18 protein-coding genes are annotated in these 15,752 nt (G+C 61.9%); 15 read left to right on the forward strand and 3 right to left on the reverse strand.

Translation table 11 applies throughout. From position 1 onward, the window contains the following. The first annotated feature begins 51 nt into the window (after positions 1-51). The 14 genes from mpaB to BMY91_RS14965 all read left to right on the forward strand — a co-directional run bounded on the left by mpaB (position 52) and on the right by BMY91_RS14965 (position 10,840). On the forward strand, positions 52-1,074 hold the full coding sequence (mpaB, locus tag BMY91_RS14920) for a daptide biosynthesis RiPP recognition protein (RefSeq protein ID WP_090823496.1): 1,023 nt from the start codon (positions 52-54) through the stop codon (positions 1,072-1,074). Next, entirely contained in the window at positions 1,074-2,360 is a 1,287-nt protein-coding gene (gene mpaD / locus BMY91_RS14925; protein ID WP_090823233.1) for a daptide-type RiPP biosynthesis aminotransferase, read from the forward strand. Before mpaB ends, mpaD begins: the two co-directional genes overlap by 1 nt. Continuing rightward, positions 2,357-3,577 carry a daptide-type RiPP biosynthesis dehydogenase gene (gene mpaC, locus BMY91_RS14930; protein ID WP_090823235.1) on the forward strand — a complete coding sequence of 407 codons (1,221 nt, stop codon included), beginning with the start codon at positions 2,357-2,359 and terminating at the stop codon, positions 3,575-3,577. The genes mpaD and mpaC overlap by 4 nt, the downstream gene beginning before the upstream one ends. Further along, on the forward strand, positions 3,574-3,717 hold the full coding sequence (locus BMY91_RS23145; protein ID WP_175538643.1) for a daptide-type RiPP: 144 nt from the start codon (positions 3,574-3,576) through the stop codon (positions 3,715-3,717). Before mpaC ends, BMY91_RS23145 begins: the two co-directional genes overlap by 4 nt. Before the next feature lie 50 nt (positions 3,718-3,767). Next, positions 3,768-3,893 (forward strand): daptide-type RiPP, encoded by a 126-nt coding sequence (locus BMY91_RS23500; protein WP_256212758.1) that lies wholly within the window; start codon positions 3,768-3,770, stop codon positions 3,891-3,893. Positions 3,894-3,955: 62 nt separating this feature from the next. Next, positions 3,956-4,093 carry a daptide-type RiPP gene (locus tag BMY91_RS23150; RefSeq protein ID WP_166660325.1) on the forward strand — a complete coding sequence of 46 codons (138 nt, stop codon included), beginning with the start codon at positions 3,956-3,958 and terminating at the stop codon, positions 4,091-4,093. A gap of 84 nt (positions 4,094-4,177) precedes the next feature. Further along, positions 4,178-4,993: a daptide-type RiPP biosynthesis methyltransferase gene (gene mpaM / locus BMY91_RS14935; RefSeq protein ID WP_090823237.1), complete on the forward strand. Its 816-nt coding sequence runs from the start codon at positions 4,178-4,180 to the stop codon at positions 4,991-4,993. After that, the gene (locus tag BMY91_RS14940; protein ID WP_090823498.1) at positions 4,990-6,183 is read left to right on the forward strand and encodes a YcaO-like family protein; all 1,194 of its coding nucleotides are present in this window, start codon (positions 4,990-4,992) and stop codon (positions 6,181-6,183) included. Before mpaM ends, BMY91_RS14940 begins: the two co-directional genes overlap by 4 nt. Beyond that, complete coding sequence (gene mpaP, locus BMY91_RS14945; RefSeq protein WP_090823239.1) at positions 6,180-7,862, forward strand: daptide biosynthesis intramembrane metalloprotease; 1,683 nt, start codon at positions 6,180-6,182, stop codon at positions 7,860-7,862. Before BMY91_RS14940 ends, mpaP begins: the two co-directional genes overlap by 4 nt. Then, entirely contained in the window at positions 7,859-8,569 is a 711-nt protein-coding gene (locus BMY91_RS14950; protein ID WP_090823241.1) for an ABC transporter ATP-binding protein, read from the forward strand. Before mpaP ends, BMY91_RS14950 begins: the two co-directional genes overlap by 4 nt. Before the next feature lie 20 nt (positions 8,570-8,589). Further along, positions 8,590-9,339, forward strand: a complete 750-nt coding sequence (locus tag BMY91_RS14955) for a hypothetical protein (protein WP_256212759.1) — start codon at positions 8,590-8,592, stop codon at positions 9,337-9,339. Position 9,340: 1 nt separating this feature from the next. Then, on the forward strand, positions 9,341-10,024 hold the full coding sequence (locus BMY91_RS14960; RefSeq protein ID WP_090823244.1) for a hypothetical protein: 684 nt from the start codon (positions 9,341-9,343) through the stop codon (positions 10,022-10,024). Between the two features lie 31 nt (positions 10,025-10,055). Continuing rightward, entirely contained in the window at positions 10,056-10,241 is a 186-nt protein-coding gene (locus BMY91_RS23155) for a SoxR reducing system RseC family protein (RefSeq protein WP_175538644.1), read from the forward strand. Next, on the forward strand, positions 10,238-10,840 hold the full coding sequence (locus BMY91_RS14965) for an NUDIX hydrolase (protein WP_177179928.1): 603 nt from the start codon (positions 10,238-10,240) through the stop codon (positions 10,838-10,840). The genes BMY91_RS23155 and BMY91_RS14965 overlap by 4 nt, the downstream gene beginning before the upstream one ends. 7 nt (positions 10,841-10,847) lie before the next feature. Here BMY91_RS14965 and ggt read toward each other — a convergent pair whose 3' ends face one another. Then, positions 10,848-12,683 carry a gamma-glutamyltransferase gene (ggt, locus tag BMY91_RS14970; protein WP_090823500.1) on the reverse strand — a complete coding sequence of 612 codons (1,836 nt, stop codon included), beginning with the start codon at positions 12,681-12,683 and terminating at the stop codon, positions 10,848-10,850. Between the two features lie 224 nt (positions 12,684-12,907). Between ggt and BMY91_RS14975 the strand changes: the two genes are divergently transcribed. Further along, positions 12,908-13,867, forward strand: a complete 960-nt coding sequence (locus tag BMY91_RS14975) for a hypothetical protein (RefSeq protein WP_256212760.1) — start codon at positions 12,908-12,910, stop codon at positions 13,865-13,867. 74 nt (positions 13,868-13,941) lie between these two features. Here BMY91_RS14975 and BMY91_RS14980 read toward each other — a convergent pair whose 3' ends face one another. Continuing rightward, positions 13,942-14,619, reverse strand: a complete 678-nt coding sequence (locus tag BMY91_RS14980; protein ID WP_143054077.1) for a hypothetical protein — start codon at positions 14,617-14,619, stop codon at positions 13,942-13,944. A gap of 129 nt (positions 14,620-14,748) precedes the next feature. Further along, positions 14,749-15,708, reverse strand: coding sequence for a hypothetical protein (locus BMY91_RS14985; RefSeq protein WP_256212761.1), 960 nt, complete (start codon positions 15,706-15,708; stop codon positions 14,749-14,751). Positions 15,709-15,752: the final 44 nt, after the last annotated feature.

Raw genomic sequence — 15,752 nt, forward strand, 5'->3', positions numbered from 1 at the left:
ACCTCCGGGCCCGCTCCGGAGAAACGTGAACAACTAATGGGGGTTGGGTCATTGAAGCTGAGTCAGCAACAGAGCATTGCCGCCGCCGTGGATCAATGGATCACCGGCATCCCCGGACGAATCCGGGACCACGTGATTTTTGTCGAGAATCCTGAGCACACGGACTACGCGAAGACGCTTGCCGGCGACGACTCCACCATCCTGGTCCTCAACGGGGACACCACCGACGGAGACATCATCCCGGTCTCGGGAGCATTCGATGCTGCCGGAGAAGAACTCCTTGTGGACGGCTCCCTCAGCCTGGAAATTCAGGACTACGTAGCCATAGCATTCGTCAACCTGGTGGGGGTAACTGTTGTCAGAGTTACCACCAAAGAGGACTGGCAAGCGTTCTTTGATGACGCCGAGGAAGCCTGCCGCTCGGGACACTTTGTACAGCAGCTCACCGAGGTCAACGCGGTGTTTGCTGAGCGTGGGCTTCTGTCAGGGGTCCTGAAGGACAACCTCGTATTGACCCGGCTCCACATCACCTTTGACGGATCCATCCTCAGCGGACCTTATGGAACCAAGATCGGCAGGGTGGGTGACGTGCTGCCTGACTTGCGTCTCAGGTCAGTCACCCTCCGGCCCGAGTCCGCTGTTGCCTCGGTCTACTACCCCTGGGACATCTACGAATCACTGGCCGCAAAACCTTGGATCCCCCGATACGTGGCCGCTTTGGACGCGTGGAAGTTCATTCCCCGCGAGGACCGTGCCACCACCACTTTGCTCGGTTTCGGAACCAGCCTTTACGGCGCGGCCCTCAGTGACGGCCTGCCGTCGGCGGATGCTCCGTTCATCCTCAAACGAGGAGATGAACTTACCCTCCTGGACACCAAGACAGGCCGGCTGTTCAAGATCGGCCCGGATGCCGCCGCCCTGATCGAGGCGGTTTCCAACCTCCGTGACGTCAAAATAGCTGCCATTGCGGCCGCCCCGGCCCTCAAAGTCTCCGTCGCGCTGGCCGAGGAATCTATACGCGCCGTGATGGCGCGGTTTGAACAGCTCGGTATCGACATCATCGGTGCACGCTGATGACCGTTGTCCCGATCCTGCCCACCCCCAGGACCCAGCTTCCACTCTGGGTACCCCTGGTCACCCAGCACGACTTCACAGCGTCGAGTCACACGGCGATCAGAGCCAATGGCGTTCACGTCGCTTTCGTCGACGGTCAGCAGCGGATTTGTGCAAAGAGCGGCCTGTGGAACGCCAACCTTGGCTTCGGAAACCAGCACATCGCAGATGCCGTGGCCGCGGAGCTGCGTAGGGCGTCCTACCTTCCTCTTTTCCGCACGGCCCATCGCCAAGCCATCGCAGCCTCCCGGGCGCTGTTGAGCCTGCCATCGCACTCCTTCCAGCGCGTGGTTTTCTCCACCTCCGGAGGCGCGGCTAACGATGCTGCAATGAAGCTGGCACGCCAGTACTTCGTCCTGAACGGGCAGCCCGAACGGAAGCTGGTGGTTGGCCTGAAGGGCAGTTACCACGGGCTCACGTATGGAAGCCAAGCCCTGAGCGGAGACGAATTGGGTCAGGCCATGTATGGCGTTGACCAGCGCAATATCCGGCATGTCAGCTTTGACGACGGCGCAGAACTCACCCAGCTCATGGAACGCGAGGGTCACAGGATCGCAGCGGTGGTGGTGGAACCCGTTCTGGGCTCGGGCGCGGACGTGGTGCCGGATGCCTTCATTGAAGCTGTCATCAAGCACCGCGATCAGCACGGCTTCCTCTTGGTGGCCGACGAGGTTGCCACTGGATTCGGCAGGGTGAATGGCTGGTTTGCGTCTGACGAATGGACCCGACAGCCGGACGTCATCGTTACGTCCAAGGGACTGACCAACGGCACCAGCGCATGCGCGGCTCTGCTGATTGCGCAGCGGGTGACCGACGCTTTCGACCAACACGAGTCCGTCTTCGTTCACGGGGAAACGCAGGCCGGAACCCCGGTGACGTGCGCCGCCATCCTCAGCACCATCGAAGAGATGGAACGGTTGGACCATAACACCCTGACCAAGCAGGTGGCGGTGGGTTTGAACAAGCTCATCGAGGAGCTTCAAGGGACCCGCGGAGTAGGAAATTCCACAGGCCGCGGCTGCATGCGGGGAATCAAACTGCTTTCCCGCAACGGCACGACTCTCCCTTCACACCAAGTGCTTGCGGTGGTTCAGCGGATCCATCAGGCAGGAGCAATGGTGCAGCCGGGCCCCGGCCGAATCCAACTCCTGCCAGCGCTCATCTATACCGAGGAGAACTTCGACGAACTGAGCACTGCGATCACATCCGGTCTGGCTGCAGCAGAACGTGACGGGGTGTTCGCATGATTGCCGACCACAACTGGAAGACCCGCTGCATCATTGTCAGTGCCGGAACAGCGGGCAAATACATTGGCGACGTGACCCGGGGACGAACCGGCGTGGTCGTGGACAGCCACCTCATGGATCACGGCGGACAGCTGCTGGCGGGCGACCTCAGGGGAGCGCCGGTCCTGGAGTTGAAGGCCGGACCTGTCACGGTGGAAATCCTCCGGAAAGTGGGCAGTTTCATCCGTGAGAACGGGCTTCAGACCGTTGCCGCTCTTGGAGGCGGCTCAGTACTGGACGCGGTAAAGCTCGCAGTTCTTTTCACCGCTGACCCAAGCCTGGCCATCTTCGTGGAGCGCCACGCCAAGCGCTCAGGCCTGTTGGTCCTGCCGCCCATTACGAGCCCGAAAGAGCGGCCCAAAACCATTCTCCTGCCGTCCACCGTGGGGACCGGCGCTGAAGTCAGCGGTGTAGCGTGCCTGGACACCGCCGTCGGACGCCGCCTGATTGTCTCGCGTCACCTGGCAGGTGACACAGCGATGCTCGACGCCGGACACCTCGCCACGCTGCCCAGGCAGCTGCTTTTCGAAGGCCTGCTTGAGGCGCTGCTCAGAGTGGCGGGCACCATGATTGGCAGCGGTAGCAGCATTTTCGACGACGATGGTCACGTCCTCATCCAGCGGATGGTCCGCTTGGGGCAACGCCTCACGCGCGATGATTCACCTGAGCTGAGGCTGGCCGCCGCCCGGCTCAGCATGGAGACACATACCGGCTGGGCACTGATGGGCCGCAACCCTTACGGGGCTAAGCACTGGTATGTGGCGAACGAGCTCGCCTACATCACTGGCGAGCGGAAGATGGCCGCAACGGCATCGTTGATCGGTCCCATCTGGCAGGAGATTGAGAATGGCTCCACCGGTTGGGGTGATCGCGAACGCCTCCACAGTCTCTGGTCCGCGGTGACACATGCGGATCCTGATCTTGACCCCAACCCGGTTCTGGGCGTCACCGAGCTGATGTGGCGGTGGGGCATTGCCGGGCTCCAGACGATCAGCGAGGAAACGGTGGTGCGGACCACTGCCGCCGCCGTCAGCAACTGGGGCGGGGTGCTTCCCATGCTCCGGGGTATTGACGCGGCACAAATCCACCACGTCCTCAACGCCGCCGCGGGAGGACAACCCATCTTGCCAAGCCCAACGGGCGAACTACTCGGCAGGGGAGAGGAGGTGAGCACATGAACAGCAACATCGCACTCAAGAGCCTGGACCTCCACATTCAGGAGCTGGAGCCCATGGATGTCCCGGACGACTGGGACGAACGAATCAAGGGCATTTCAGCAGGCCTGGCATTGGTGGGCATCGCCGTCGCGATCACCTGACCGTCAGCGTTGCCGCCACTCAAGCAGCAGTGAAGGGAGGTGAAAAGCGCATGCAAAATCAGCTCAATATCTCCATCCAGGAGATCGAGTCGATGGACACCCCGGATTTCCAGAACTGGTTCATCGGGGTCTCCCAAGGAGTCGCAATCGGCATCATCGCCGTCAGCATCACGTAAGGGCTGTCCACGCCCACCGTCCAAATACACCGTCCAAACAACAGCAAAGAAAGGAGGAACCAATGATCGCAAACTCGAACCTGCAGCTGTCCATCGAAGAGCTGGAGAACCTCGACACCCCGGACGATACACCGTGGTACATCCGGGTTGGTGACGTCATCATCATCGCTGGCATCGTCGTCGGAATCGCCGCCACTTAGCCAGTGCACGCGGGTGGTGCCACAGTCCACCGCCACCCGCGTGTACCCCCGGAACCCAATCAATCTCCCGGAGAACACGAGCTGATGAATACTGCAACCGATAAGACCGCCGACGCCATTCTGCGGGTGCTGGGCCACGTAGATCCACCCGAGGATCTCTACAGCGTTCCAGGCTCCCGCCTCTACGACCAAGTCACCGCCAACGATCTCACTGAACTACCCGAGATCCTGACAGCGGCCCGCAAAACTGCCGGACCCATCCTGGAACTGGCCGCTGGATCCGGCCGGATCACGCGTCCCCTCCTTGCCCTGGGACGTCCTCTCACAGCGGTGGACTCGTCGCCTGAAATGCTCGCGCTGCTCAAAGTGAAGGTGGCAAGCAAAGCCTTCAACCCCCGCGGCGCTTCGGTGGAGTTGATGGAGGCTGACATGGCCAGCTTCGAGCTCGACGGCGGATACGGTTGCGTGGTTCTCGGTGCCAGTTCCATTACCCTCCTTGATCCGAAGGGCAGACGGGACCTGTTCCGCAAGGTGCGCGGCTGCTTGGCGCCCGGCGGCCAGTTCCTCCTGACGGTCCTCAACGCAGACAGCCACCAGGCGCACGACGACGACGGCGGCACCTCAGTAGCGGCGTTCGGTGAAGACTCGTTCCTGATCACCACCGAAAGCCGCGACCCCGCGAACGGTGCCCGGCACGTCACTATGATCCACGTCAGCTTCGGCGAAGGCGGCACATACCGGTCCTCGGCGTACAGCAGTGACATCGCTTTTGTTAGCAACAGCCTCATTGAAGAGGAAATCAAGGCTGAAGGCCTCACCATCCTGGAACGCCGTCCGGTCCGCATCGCCACCCAAACCCCTGGCCTGAACGACGTTGAGCTGTGGGTGTGCGCGGCATGAGCCTCGATCCCGTGCGGACACTCGATCCCTCGCTGGGCCTGGTGTCCGAATCTTCTGTCTATCTACCCAACGAGGTTGGATTATGGCGAACGGTTGGCTTGCTGGCACATGGACAGGTCCCGCAGCCCGGGTTCGCCTCCGCCGTCGGGGCCTTTGACGTCAAGAAGCGCGCCTCCATCACACGGGGTGCGGGGGAAGCCGTGGAACGGTTTGCGTTGGCTCCGGTGCCCGCTGATTCCCAGCACCTTCTTGCCCGTGCGGAGAGTTTGGACAAAAGGATCGACTTTGCCACGGCAGGGCTGGGACGGGGATCGGCGCTCGCCTACGAATTTCCTTGGTACAGGGCCACAAACCTGCTGACGGGGAAGGTTACCCACATACCGGCGCCTGTGGTGGACTACTGTCCCGGCCGCGCAGAACCGAAACCATGGGACGCCTTCTTCGATCCGTCACCGAATGGTGCGGCCTCCGGGCCCACTGAGAGCTTTGCCCAGGCCGCAGGCATCGCGGAAGTTTTGGAGCGGGACGCGTTCCTGTCAGCCTGGCGCCAACAGACACCGCTGCATCGTTTCGACGCGACTGCCCTTCCTGTACCTTTGCGGGCAACGTCGGAGGCGCAGAGCCTTTGCCTGCTCCTTGAAACGGCCAAGGCTGCCGGCGTCGATCCTGTTTTGGGCTTCATTCCCCCTGATGGAAGCCCGCTGGTAACAGCTGTGTGCGTGATCGCCCATGACACCCACTTCGGGGCGGTGGGCCTCAAAGCGGCCAGCAACCCGGTATCCGCGTTGCTGGGAGCTCTTCAGGAAGGCCTCCAGATCCGTGAACTATTCCTTTCCCGCACACCGTCCGAGTCGGCTGGCCCGGCTGTGACGGACGACGATTCCCGCGCGGACTTCTGGACCACCACGCCAGCGATTGCCGGGCTGCGCGAGTGGGTGCGTTCCTTCCGTGACGCGGAGTTTCCCGACGTTCAAATGCCCCGCGACGTAGACGGCCTGGTGGGGTATCTGGCGGCAAGGGACATCCACACACACTGGGTGAGCCTCACCCACAGGCTTCCTCCGGCCATTCGGGACATGGGGTGGGTTGCCGGCAAGGCGATCTGTCCGGGCACCATTCCTCTGACAATGGACGAGACTAAAGGCGCCTTCCTCCCGGGTCACTCTTCCACGCCGCATCCCTTGATATGAGCAGGGTCAGAGGTTCCGTATCCACCAACGCCCCGGCGGCGGCTTGGCCCGTGCAGCTTTCTCCGTCGGCGTCCATCGACCAGCCTCTGAAGGACGGCGGTCCGTGGATTGTTGCCGTCAACGGTGTGCCGAAAGCACGGGTCTCCGCCGACGTCGCGAGTGTCCTTACAACGGTTGACGGGCAGAAGGATCCCGTCCAGGTCGCCCACATCCTCGGATCGCCATGGACGGCACAGGACGTCATGGGGATTGTCCGCCAGTTGGCGCACACCGGAATATTCGACGCCGGTGCGCGGCCAACCAGGATGCGCCGGGTTCAGTTCAGGGCACCCTTGACGGTGCAATTCACACTGTTCAACCCTGCTCCGATCCTGCAATTCCTCCGGCCCCTGGTTGCGGCCATGGCCCGGCCCGCCACGGCTGCCGTGGCAATGTTGCTTCTGCTCGGCGGATTGGTGGGGGCGGTCATTGCCGGTCCCAGTATGTGGCGGGTCCTCTCAACGCCCCTGCCAGTGGAGGCGTACCTGTATGTGGTGGCGGCGATGTTCGTATCCACGCTTCTCCACGAACTTGGTCACGGCATGGCGCTCACTTACTTTGGCGGCACACCCCGCCGTGTGGGAATCATGCTGTTCTACCTTTCTCCCGCCTTCTTCTGCGATGTGACGGATGGGTGGCGGCTGGGCTCCAGAAAGCAACGGGTGCTGGTGGCCCTCGCAGGACCGTTGGTGCACGTTGGTCTTGGGAGTCTGGTTTTCGCTGCCCAAGCGCTGCTTCCGGAGTCATCGGTGAAGGACGCCGCTGTCCTCTATGCGGTTATTTGCTATGCCGTGGCAGTGCTTAACCTGTTCCCCTTCATCAAATTGGATGGCTACGTGGCTCTCATGTCTGCCATGGACATTCCCCACCTCCGGAAGAAATCGCTGGAGGCACTGTCAGAGGTGGTCAGCTTCCGGCTTCTCGGAACCCAAAGCACTTTCCGCAGCACCGGCTTTCTTCCGTGGTTTGGGCTGGCCAGCTTTGTTGCCGGAATTGCCTTCATGGTGGTCGGGTTCCAGCGGCTCTTGCCCATCTTTCTGCAGCTGGGCTATGCAGGGCATCTCATTGTCCTCGCTGTCCTTTGCCTGCTGATGGTGTTGGCATGCAGGGGAGTGCTCCGGTTCTTTCGGGCGGCCGCAGTAAATGGAAGTCCACTCTGGCGGCGAGCCCTTGTGGTGTCACTTGGGGTGGTGGCCGCCGCAGCGCTCTTGGCCGTTATCCCCGTGAGGCCGGTGACGGTGGCTGGCTACACCTATCAGAGCGGTCAATTGAAGATCGTGACGCCGGTCCAGGGCTCCAACGGGACCCTGTCATCCGGCGATCACGTCACGTTGCAGTCGCAGGGAATGATCATTCACGAGAATCTGGGCCGGGCCACCATCACTGGCCAGCCGCCGTCGAACTCCATGGCGCCCCTGGACACTCTGGTGCCCGTGGCGCTGGCGGGTGACAGCCTGCCGTCCGTTGCCTTGGTTGCAGAGCTCGAATCAGGGACAAACCTCTCGTCCTCCGGGCGGGCGGAAGTGGCCAGTAAGCACCAGACGAGCCTGGGGGAGTGGCTCTGGACGTCGATCACCACGTCACCCCTATGGCCGGGTCAGGCCGGGCAATCCACAGATTCCACGAAAGGGCAGCCATGACTATTCACGCCAGCTTTGAGCGGTTCAGCAAGAAGAGGGGCGCATATTTTGCCGTCGAAGAGCTGACCTTCGACGTGCCTGCGGGCCGGGTGGTGGGACTGATCGGCCCCAACGGTGCCGGGAAGAGCACTGCGCTCGCCGGTCTTACGGGTCTGGTGGAAGCGACGTCCGGCAGAGCATCGGTTTTTGGTGTCGACTACCGGTCCCTTAGGAGGCCGTCCAGAAAGGTGGGGGTGAACCTGGACGGGATGGACATTGAACCCGGGCTGACGGGACGCCGGCACTTGCAGATCCATCAACTCGCTGCCGGGGTCCACCGGGAGAACGTGGACCGGGTGCTGGTGCAGGTGGATCTTGCGCGCGAAGCAAACAAGAAGGTCCGGGACTACTCGCTGGGCATGCGGCAACGGCTGGGGATTGCCTCTGCGCTGGTGGGGAATCCCCAGTTGCTTGTCCTTGACGAGCCAGCCAATGGCCTGGACCCGGAAGGCATTCAGTGGCTGCGACGCTTCCTGCGCGAGTTTGCCGCTGCTGGTGGGAGCGCACTGGTTTCAAGTCACCAACTGATGGAACTGGAGCAGGTGGCTGACCAGGTAGTCATCCTCAAACAAAAGGTCCTGTTCCGCGGAACCCTCGGAGAGGCCAAAGCGCGTGGTGGTGGCAGCCTTGAAGCCGCCTACTTCAAGATCCTGGCGGGCGCCCAGTGACCAGTCCTGGCGGGCACCCAGTGACCAGAGGCGCCCTGGAGGAAGTGACAGGTGGGGTCAAGTCCGAGCTCCTCAGATACGTCAGCGGGTATTCCATTCTGGGCATCGTGGCATTCAGCGCGGTGGTTCCCTGGTTCGTGGCCAACTTCCTCGGATGGCCCTATGACCCCGGCGTTCTGACGGCGGCGGACAACATCCGCATCTTTTGGTCGCTCTCAGCGAGCATCGCACCGGTGGCAGCATTTGCAGGGAGCTACTTGGTAACCAGGGAAGCGTATTACGGGACGCTTCGGCGCAGTGTAGTGACGTCCGGCATGGCCACTGTGATGGTCAGTAAATACATTGCCGCGGTGCTTGTGGGACTTGGAACTGTCATCACAGGAATCGGGGTGTGGGGCGCGAGCATCGCTTTATCGCTGCCACCGGACGTGGCCTGGCAGCTCCTGGCACCCGAATCTCTTGGAAGATTGCCAGGGGTGCTACTGGCTTCGGTTCTCGCTTCACTTTGGGGTTGCTCGCTCGGCTGGGTATTTCAGCACTACTACGCGACGACGATCCTCACTTTGGTGATTCCGCTCGCCGTCGAACTGCCCTTGATGGTGAACGCTCCCGACCTGGCCCGATGGCTTCCGTCCGGCGCGTTGGCTGGCATCTCATCCGTGCCATTCGAGGGCCTCCTTGACCCTGCGCCGGCCGTGTTCGTGTCTCTTGGTTGGCTGCTCGCAGCAGGCTGCGGTGCAGTGTGGTCCCTCCGCGGAAAGGAGCTTTAGCGTGGTGCCGGCTTTCCTGTCTGAACTGCGGCGCCCATGGCTGTGGAAGGGGTGGGCACTGGGAACCATCCTGGTTCTGGGCTTCATAGCCCTGCTGCTCTTTGCTGCCTGTCTTGAGGATGGGGTCTCGCTGGCAGAGCTCCAGGGTCCCTTGCTCGAAGCCGCTTTGACGCTCACGCTGACGGGGTCCGCAGTGGTGGGTTCGTTCGCATTTACTGCGGACTACCGCACCGGAGGCCTCAGACGGCGGGTCTTGCTGTTCCAGCGATGCCCGGCGTTCCTCGCCCGGGCAATGGCCACAACTCTGACGGGGTTCCTCAGCGGTCTCGTCATGGGCCTGATATTTGGCCTTGCCGTGCAGGTGTTGGATGAGGAATGGCACGTGCGCCCGCCCACTATCCTGGCCTTCGCCGGCCTGGCCTGGATGGGAGCAGGCTGGGGCTTCCTGTCCGGATCCCTCATCCGCAATCACCTGGTGAGCCTCTTCGCCGTGCCCCTTAGCCTGCTGCTTCCCGGAATGCTGATGGGGCCGCAGCTTCAGTACTTCCCAGTCCTGGCCACCGACTGGGCAAACCAAACAGCTGTCAACATACCGGCCTTGGGCTCTTTCATAGGCGCTGTGGGCTGGCTTCTAGTAATCACAGCAATAGCTTTCGGAGCTTTCCTGAAGCGCGATCTGGCCTGACAGTTCATCCATCTCATTAAGGAATACATTCGTGAATCGCAAACCACTGGTATGGCTGTTGCTGGCCTTGGTGCTGGCCGCCTATGCCGTCTCAATCTTCATCTCATCTTCAGGCCAATCTCCATGGTCCATGGTCTCTGGAATCATCGTCGCGGCTGCATCGTTGGTCATGGTGTGGAGATACAGCCGGGAGCTCAAGAACAACCGCCCATCTTGACCGAGCCGGACGAATTGTGGCGCAAACTGTGGAGTACCCGGGCCTACAAGGGCTTTGTCACCGTTAATAGGGACACGTATCTGGAAGCCGATGGCTCTGTCTCCGAATGGGACGTGATTGCCGGCCCTGACTCGGCCGCAGTCCTGGCCTTCACAGAGGGCGGCTCGGACGTTGTCCTGTTTGAGCAGTTTCGCGTAGGGCCGGGAAGGACGTTGCTGGAACTGCCTGGCGGGTACGTGAATTCCGGTGAAGCCCCCCGCGCAGCAGCCCAACGCGAGCTGAAAGAGGAAACAGGCTACGAATCGTCAGCTGTCTACTACGCAGGATCCGAGTGGTGGTCCGCCAACTCCTCCCGGCGTAAGCACTTGGCCATCGCAGCAGAAGCCCGCCTGGTTGGCGACCCATCGTGGGACGTCTCCGAGGCGGGCTTTGTGCGTCTCCTTCCGAGTGACGAACTGTTTGATTTCCTGATGAGTGGTGAGCTGACGGACGCGGGGCTGGCCTGCCGGGGTCTGCTCAAGTTCGCAGTCAGCACCCAGGAAGATGCTGGACTGGCCAAGCTGCAAGCGACGGTTCGCGGCCTCTTACCTGGCTACTGACGCCCGCTTACCTGCCAGGTTTGACCGGTTTGACCACAATTGCAGACCCACCGCCCCGTCTGGTGGGCTCTGCGGCCGCGGTCAACTTTCCGTCGCTCCCGAATTCGATCGCCGTTGCGGCACCAATCTCTGCAGCCGAGGTGAACGCGTCCCCGGCCGGAACCAGGTCATGCCCCAGCGACTCCAAGGCCGGTCCATAGGCTTCAATGAAGGCGGGCTCGGAACTGACAGTGGCACCATTCCGGGGCGCAGCTCGCGGCGCGGCGAGGGCCTGAGACACTGTCATCCCCATATCAATGCGGTTCAGGATGGTCTGCAGCACCGTGGTGATAATGGTGGACCCGCCGGGGGAGCCCAAGGCAAGGAACGGCTTCTGATCCTTCAAAATGATGGTCGGCGACATCGACGAACGCGGGCGCTTGTTGGGCTCAATCCGGTTGGGATCCTTCGGGTCGTAGACCGTGCTGAAATCCGTTAGCTCGTTGTTCAGCAGGAAGCCCCGCCCCGGAACAACAATTCCCGAACCCCCGGTCTGCTCGATCGTGAGCGTGTACTCCACAACGTTTCCCCACTTGTCCGCAACAGTCAGGTTCGTTGTGGATATGTTCTCGGTGTCCGATTCATTGGCGAGCGGTGCCGCGGCGGCCGGGCACGCGCCGTCGTACGTTTGGATGTTGCCGGGGGCTACAGGCTTGGCGGCTGCCGCCGTCGGGCTAATTTCGCAGGACCGTTCCTTCGCGAAGACGGGGTCCAGCAGCGTTTTGGTGGGCACATTGACGAAGGCGGGATCGCCCACATACGCGCCGCGGTCCGCGAAGGCAAGCGAGCTCGCCTCGAAGTAATGGTGCAGGGCACCCACCGGTTTCATGCCCTTGAGGTCGTAGTTTTCCAGGATGTTCAGCGCTTCGCCTACCGTGGTTCCGCCACTGCTGGAAGGAGCCATGCCGTAAACGTCGTAGCCCCGGTACTCCACTTTGGTGGCGTCCTGGTCCAGGACTTTGTAATTGGCTAGGTCCTCGGTGGTCATGAACCCCACCGGGACAGGAAGTTTAGTTTCCTTGGTCTTCGGCGGAGCCTGCACGGTCTTGGCGATTTCCTCCGCCAAAGCGCCGCCATAGAAGGCATCGGTGCCCTCCTTGGCCAGGAGCCGATACGTCGCCGCGAGGTCGTGGTTCTTGAAGACACTTCCGACGGCGGGAGCGTCACCACCGGGAAGGAACAGGTCCCTGGTGGAAGTAAACGCATCGAAACGGACCTCGTTGTCCAAGGTTTGCTGGCGGAAGGTCTGGTCCACCACGAAGCCGCGGTTGGCCACCTTGATGGCGGGCTTCAGCGCCTCACCCAAGTCCAACGTCCCCCAGCGCTCCAGCGCGCGCTCCCACGTGGCCGGCGTACCGGGGACACCCACTGAGACACCACTGGTCACAAGGTCGGGCGTGAAGTTGTACGGCTTGTTGGTGGCGGGGTTGATGAACGCATCGTTCGGAATGCCCGCCGGAGCGGTTTCACGCCCGTCGATGGTGCCCACTTGTTTGGTCTTGGCGTCATAGAAAACGAAGTAGCCGCCGCCGCCAATGCCGGCGCTGTAAGGCTCGGTGACACCCAGGGTTGCTGCGGCTGCGACAGCTGCGTCTGCTGCATTGCCACCCTTCTTCAGGACCTCGATGGCAGCGGCCGAGGCCTCGGGATCCACGGTACTCACGGCACCTCCGTAGCCGGTGGCCGTGGCGTTCTTCTCGGTTTCACGGGGATCGGCGAAGGCCGGACTGGCCATCGCGCCGCTTGTTGCGGTTAGTGCCAAGGCTGCCGTGACAGCAGCCAACTGACGTCTCACATGTGTCATGGTTTCTCCCAGAGTTGTCCAGACGGCGATGTGGGTGGACGGTCCGGTCACCCTACCCCGCGGCTCAACGAGGGACAACGGTTGAAATGTGAAGGGTAAGGAGCAGATAATCCCGCTCTTTGGAAAAGTTTTTTGTCCCCGCTGTAATCAATGGTCCTGTCCCGGAAACTACATAGTCGAGCAGCTGTTCTGCTCGACCATCCAAGGGGGAAGGAACCCAGACCATGACGTGCCACCGGTCCAATCACGCAAAGTATGTAACTCTCGCTGTGCTTGCGCTCGCGCTCACTCTCACCGCTTGCTCACCGACAGGACCGGATGCCGGTACTTCGATCACGTCTGTGGCATCGGAGGAATTCCTGACCTCCTCCCAGCCGTCTGCCGAACCGGTGGAAGAAATCCTCCCCTCAACAGGGGCCGGTGCCCCGGCTGGTGTCAGTGAGCCTGTCCGGATCTCCGTGCCGGCACCAACACAGGCCGCTCCGGTTATCGCCACGCCTGTGAGCCCGGCGCCCGTTCCTGTGCCGACAACTCCCACCACGACAACTCCCACCACGGCGGCCAAACCTGCGGCGCCGGCTCCTGTGGCCACCGCTCCGTCCCTTGCACCTGTGGTAACCCCGGTTGCACCACTGCTTCCGGCAACTCCGCAGACCGGCAGCTATACATTCCCGGATGGGCATATTTCGTTTGAACTGCCGGCGGGTTGGAGCGCGGAGATCGAGCAGGGCGACTACAACGAGCTGGCTGAACTTCCGGGAGGCAAAGAGAACTCGCTCATCGCCAACATTTACAACGCGGCCGGGGACAACGTTGCCCGCATCACCAGTGGTGCTACCGGAGGCAACATCGCAGGCCCGGTGAACCGGACCATCCTGGACTCCCAGAAGCTCACATCATTCGACAGCCGCGATGGTGCCTCGTACTTCGCCATGTTCAAGGACGACTACCCCTTCGATCCGTCCACCACCCGTTACTTCATGGGCGTCGTGACCGAAGCCTTCATGACCGAAGGCCCAGAGAGCCACTCGGCCAACAGCTTCCTCATCATGGGCAACGGTGTAGCCCAAGCAATGGCCCACATCGACGTCACCATGTCCCCGGAAAGCGCGGCCAGTTGGATGGAATCCGAGCAGTACAGCAATCTCCGCTCGCTTCTGACCAGCCTTCACTACACGGCATAGCAGTACCGCCCAGAAAGGAGACAGCGAAGGCCGCGACCCCCAGCGGGGGTCGCGGCCTTGAGCGTGCTGGACTGCTATTTGATCAGTGCGGCGGCCTGCTCCATGAGGTCTCCTGCCGTGGCTACACCGTTGGCTTCAGCGCCTTTGCCGGATGCCGTGGCGGAAATCAGTACCCCATCCTTGATGGCGTAGGCCATGTAGGTGGTTTGTGCCGAACCGCTGGCCGTGGACATTTCGGTTTTGTAGGCCACAGTACCGGGGACCGTGTTGATGCCGTCGAACTTTTCAGTGGCGACGTTCATGGATTGACCGGACATGGACAGTGTCATCGTCGCGCACTTCTCGGCCTGGACACCGTTCTTGTCGATGCTGTCCTGGAGCTTCTGCTTATCGAGCCCGGACGTCAAGGTCACCATGGTCATCACGCCCGATGCAGCGTCCAAGTCGGCGCCGGCAGCCGTGGTTGAACCGGCGAGGGTCTCACTGCCTCCCAGAGTTGCAAGATCCTTGCACTCGGCTGGTTCGATGGTGAACATGCTCATGAGTGCCTTCATGGGATTCTCTTGGGCGAGTTCTTCGCTGGAAGCGACGGTCAATTCCTTGCCGGACTTGGGCTTGATCTGCTTGACCAACTCAACCAGTTCGTCGTTGGTGTATTGCTTCGCGGCTGTTGGCGAGGGCGACGCCGTAGCTTCCGGCGAAGCGGCATCTGTGGACCCGGTTGATCCTCCGCAAGCGGTCAATGCCATCATTACCATTGCCGAAATACCGACGCTCTGCAGCGCAAACTTTTTCACTCTATTCCCCCATCGGGTCTTACTTTTGAAAGCCAGGCGGTTGCCAGCCGAGATAACACTATCTGTATTTGACGTTCCAACCCGTTAGTCCGGGAGTGCCCGTGGACCTCCCTCCAAGCCCCTGCGTGAGGCGAGGGCACGCGCTCCAACCCCCACCAGGCCGATGGCCAATGCCACCACCAGGGTGGGCAAAGCCCCTCCATCCGGGCCGAGCGTTGCTGCGAGGATTTGCCTGCTCATCAGCAGCATCTCCTGGAGGTCTCCGGCCAGTACCCGGGTCCCCAGGACGTACTGCACGGATATGAACAGGGCCGGAATCGCCCACAGGAACGCAAGGTTGAGAACCCAAGCCACTATTCGTCGGGCAGGCCGGAGCCCGCACCCGGCCAGGGCACAGCCCACCAGGACCGCGGGCACCCATCGGGCAATTGTCGGCACGGCAGTGGGTACGTTGATGTATCCCACCACGCCGACTACCCATTCGACGGCCCAGGATGTGAGAGGGACCGCCATGAGCCCACATCCGATAGTGGTCGCGACCGTTGACCTGGAAGCGATCAGCACCAAGGCGACCAGCGCTGCAATCATGGAAGCGATGACGCCGGCCAAAAGCCCACCGAAGTAGAGGCCGGACGTGCTCCCGGGGGCGAGGCCCTGGTTCAGTACCAAGAATGACTGGGCCGTGGCGAGGAGCTGGACACTGAAAACGCCGCCTACTGCGCACCAGGTGACGAGCCGACGGCGGGCGGGTGACCAAATGCGGACGGCGAAGCCGGCTGCTGCGCCGCCCACAGTGAGGAGCGCGACGATGGTTGTCAGTTCGTATTGGCTCAGCGGCAGCAATCCGAGGGGCATCTGATCCGGCATAGCCTGGGTCGCCCACAGGTTCTGTACGGGGAGTCTGGCGCCGGTGATCCACCAAGGGGCCAGCCCAAGAGCTCCGGCGAGGAGGCCAATCAGCCAAGCCCGGGCGGCGTCGCGGCCCGGGGCTGGGTGGGGATAGGCCGGATCTTTTTGTTCCGTTGCATGGTGGGGATGGCTCACGGAAGCTCCTCGGAGTGAGTCGGGAGACGAGTCGGCCGCACGGA

This window comes from Arthrobacter sp. yr096 (genome assembly GCF_900108925.1).
GTDB lineage: Bacteria > Actinomycetota > Actinomycetes > Actinomycetales > Micrococcaceae > Arthrobacter.

What these genes read in the sequence shown, in the direction of transcription:
- ggt (WP_090823500.1), bottom strand. Translation starts at nt 12,683, where the DNA reads ATGACACATGTGAGACGTCAGTTGGCTGCTGTCACGGCAGCCTTGGCA.
- BMY91_RS14940 (WP_090823498.1), top strand. Translation starts at nt 4,990, where the DNA reads ATGAGCCTCGATCCCGTGCGGACACTCGATCCCTCGCTGGGCCTGGTG.
- mpaD (WP_090823233.1), top strand. Translation starts at nt 1,074, where the DNA reads ATGACCGTTGTCCCGATCCTGCCCACCCCCAGGACCCAGCTTCCACTC.
- mpaM (WP_090823237.1), top strand. Translation starts at nt 4,178, where the DNA reads ATGAATACTGCAACCGATAAGACCGCCGACGCCATTCTGCGGGTGCTG.
- mpaC (WP_090823235.1), top strand. Translation starts at nt 2,357, where the DNA reads ATGATTGCCGACCACAACTGGAAGACCCGCTGCATCATTGTCAGTGCC.
- BMY91_RS14950 (WP_090823241.1), top strand. Translation starts at nt 7,859, where the DNA reads ATGACTATTCACGCCAGCTTTGAGCGGTTCAGCAAGAAGAGGGGCGCA.
- BMY91_RS23145 (WP_175538643.1), top strand. Translation starts at nt 3,574, where the DNA reads ATGAACAGCAACATCGCACTCAAGAGCCTGGACCTCCACATTCAGGAG.
- mpaP (WP_090823239.1), top strand. Translation starts at nt 6,180, where the DNA reads ATGAGCAGGGTCAGAGGTTCCGTATCCACCAACGCCCCGGCGGCGGCT.
- BMY91_RS14980 (WP_143054077.1), bottom strand. Translation starts at nt 14,619, where the DNA reads ATGATGGCATTGACCGCTTGCGGAGGATCAACCGGGTCCACAGATGCC.
- BMY91_RS23500 (WP_256212758.1), top strand. Translation starts at nt 3,768, where the DNA reads ATGCAAAATCAGCTCAATATCTCCATCCAGGAGATCGAGTCGATGGAC.
- BMY91_RS14975 (WP_256212760.1), top strand. Translation starts at nt 12,908, where the DNA reads ATGACGTGCCACCGGTCCAATCACGCAAAGTATGTAACTCTCGCTGTG.
- BMY91_RS23150 (WP_166660325.1), top strand. Translation starts at nt 3,956, where the DNA reads ATGATCGCAAACTCGAACCTGCAGCTGTCCATCGAAGAGCTGGAGAAC.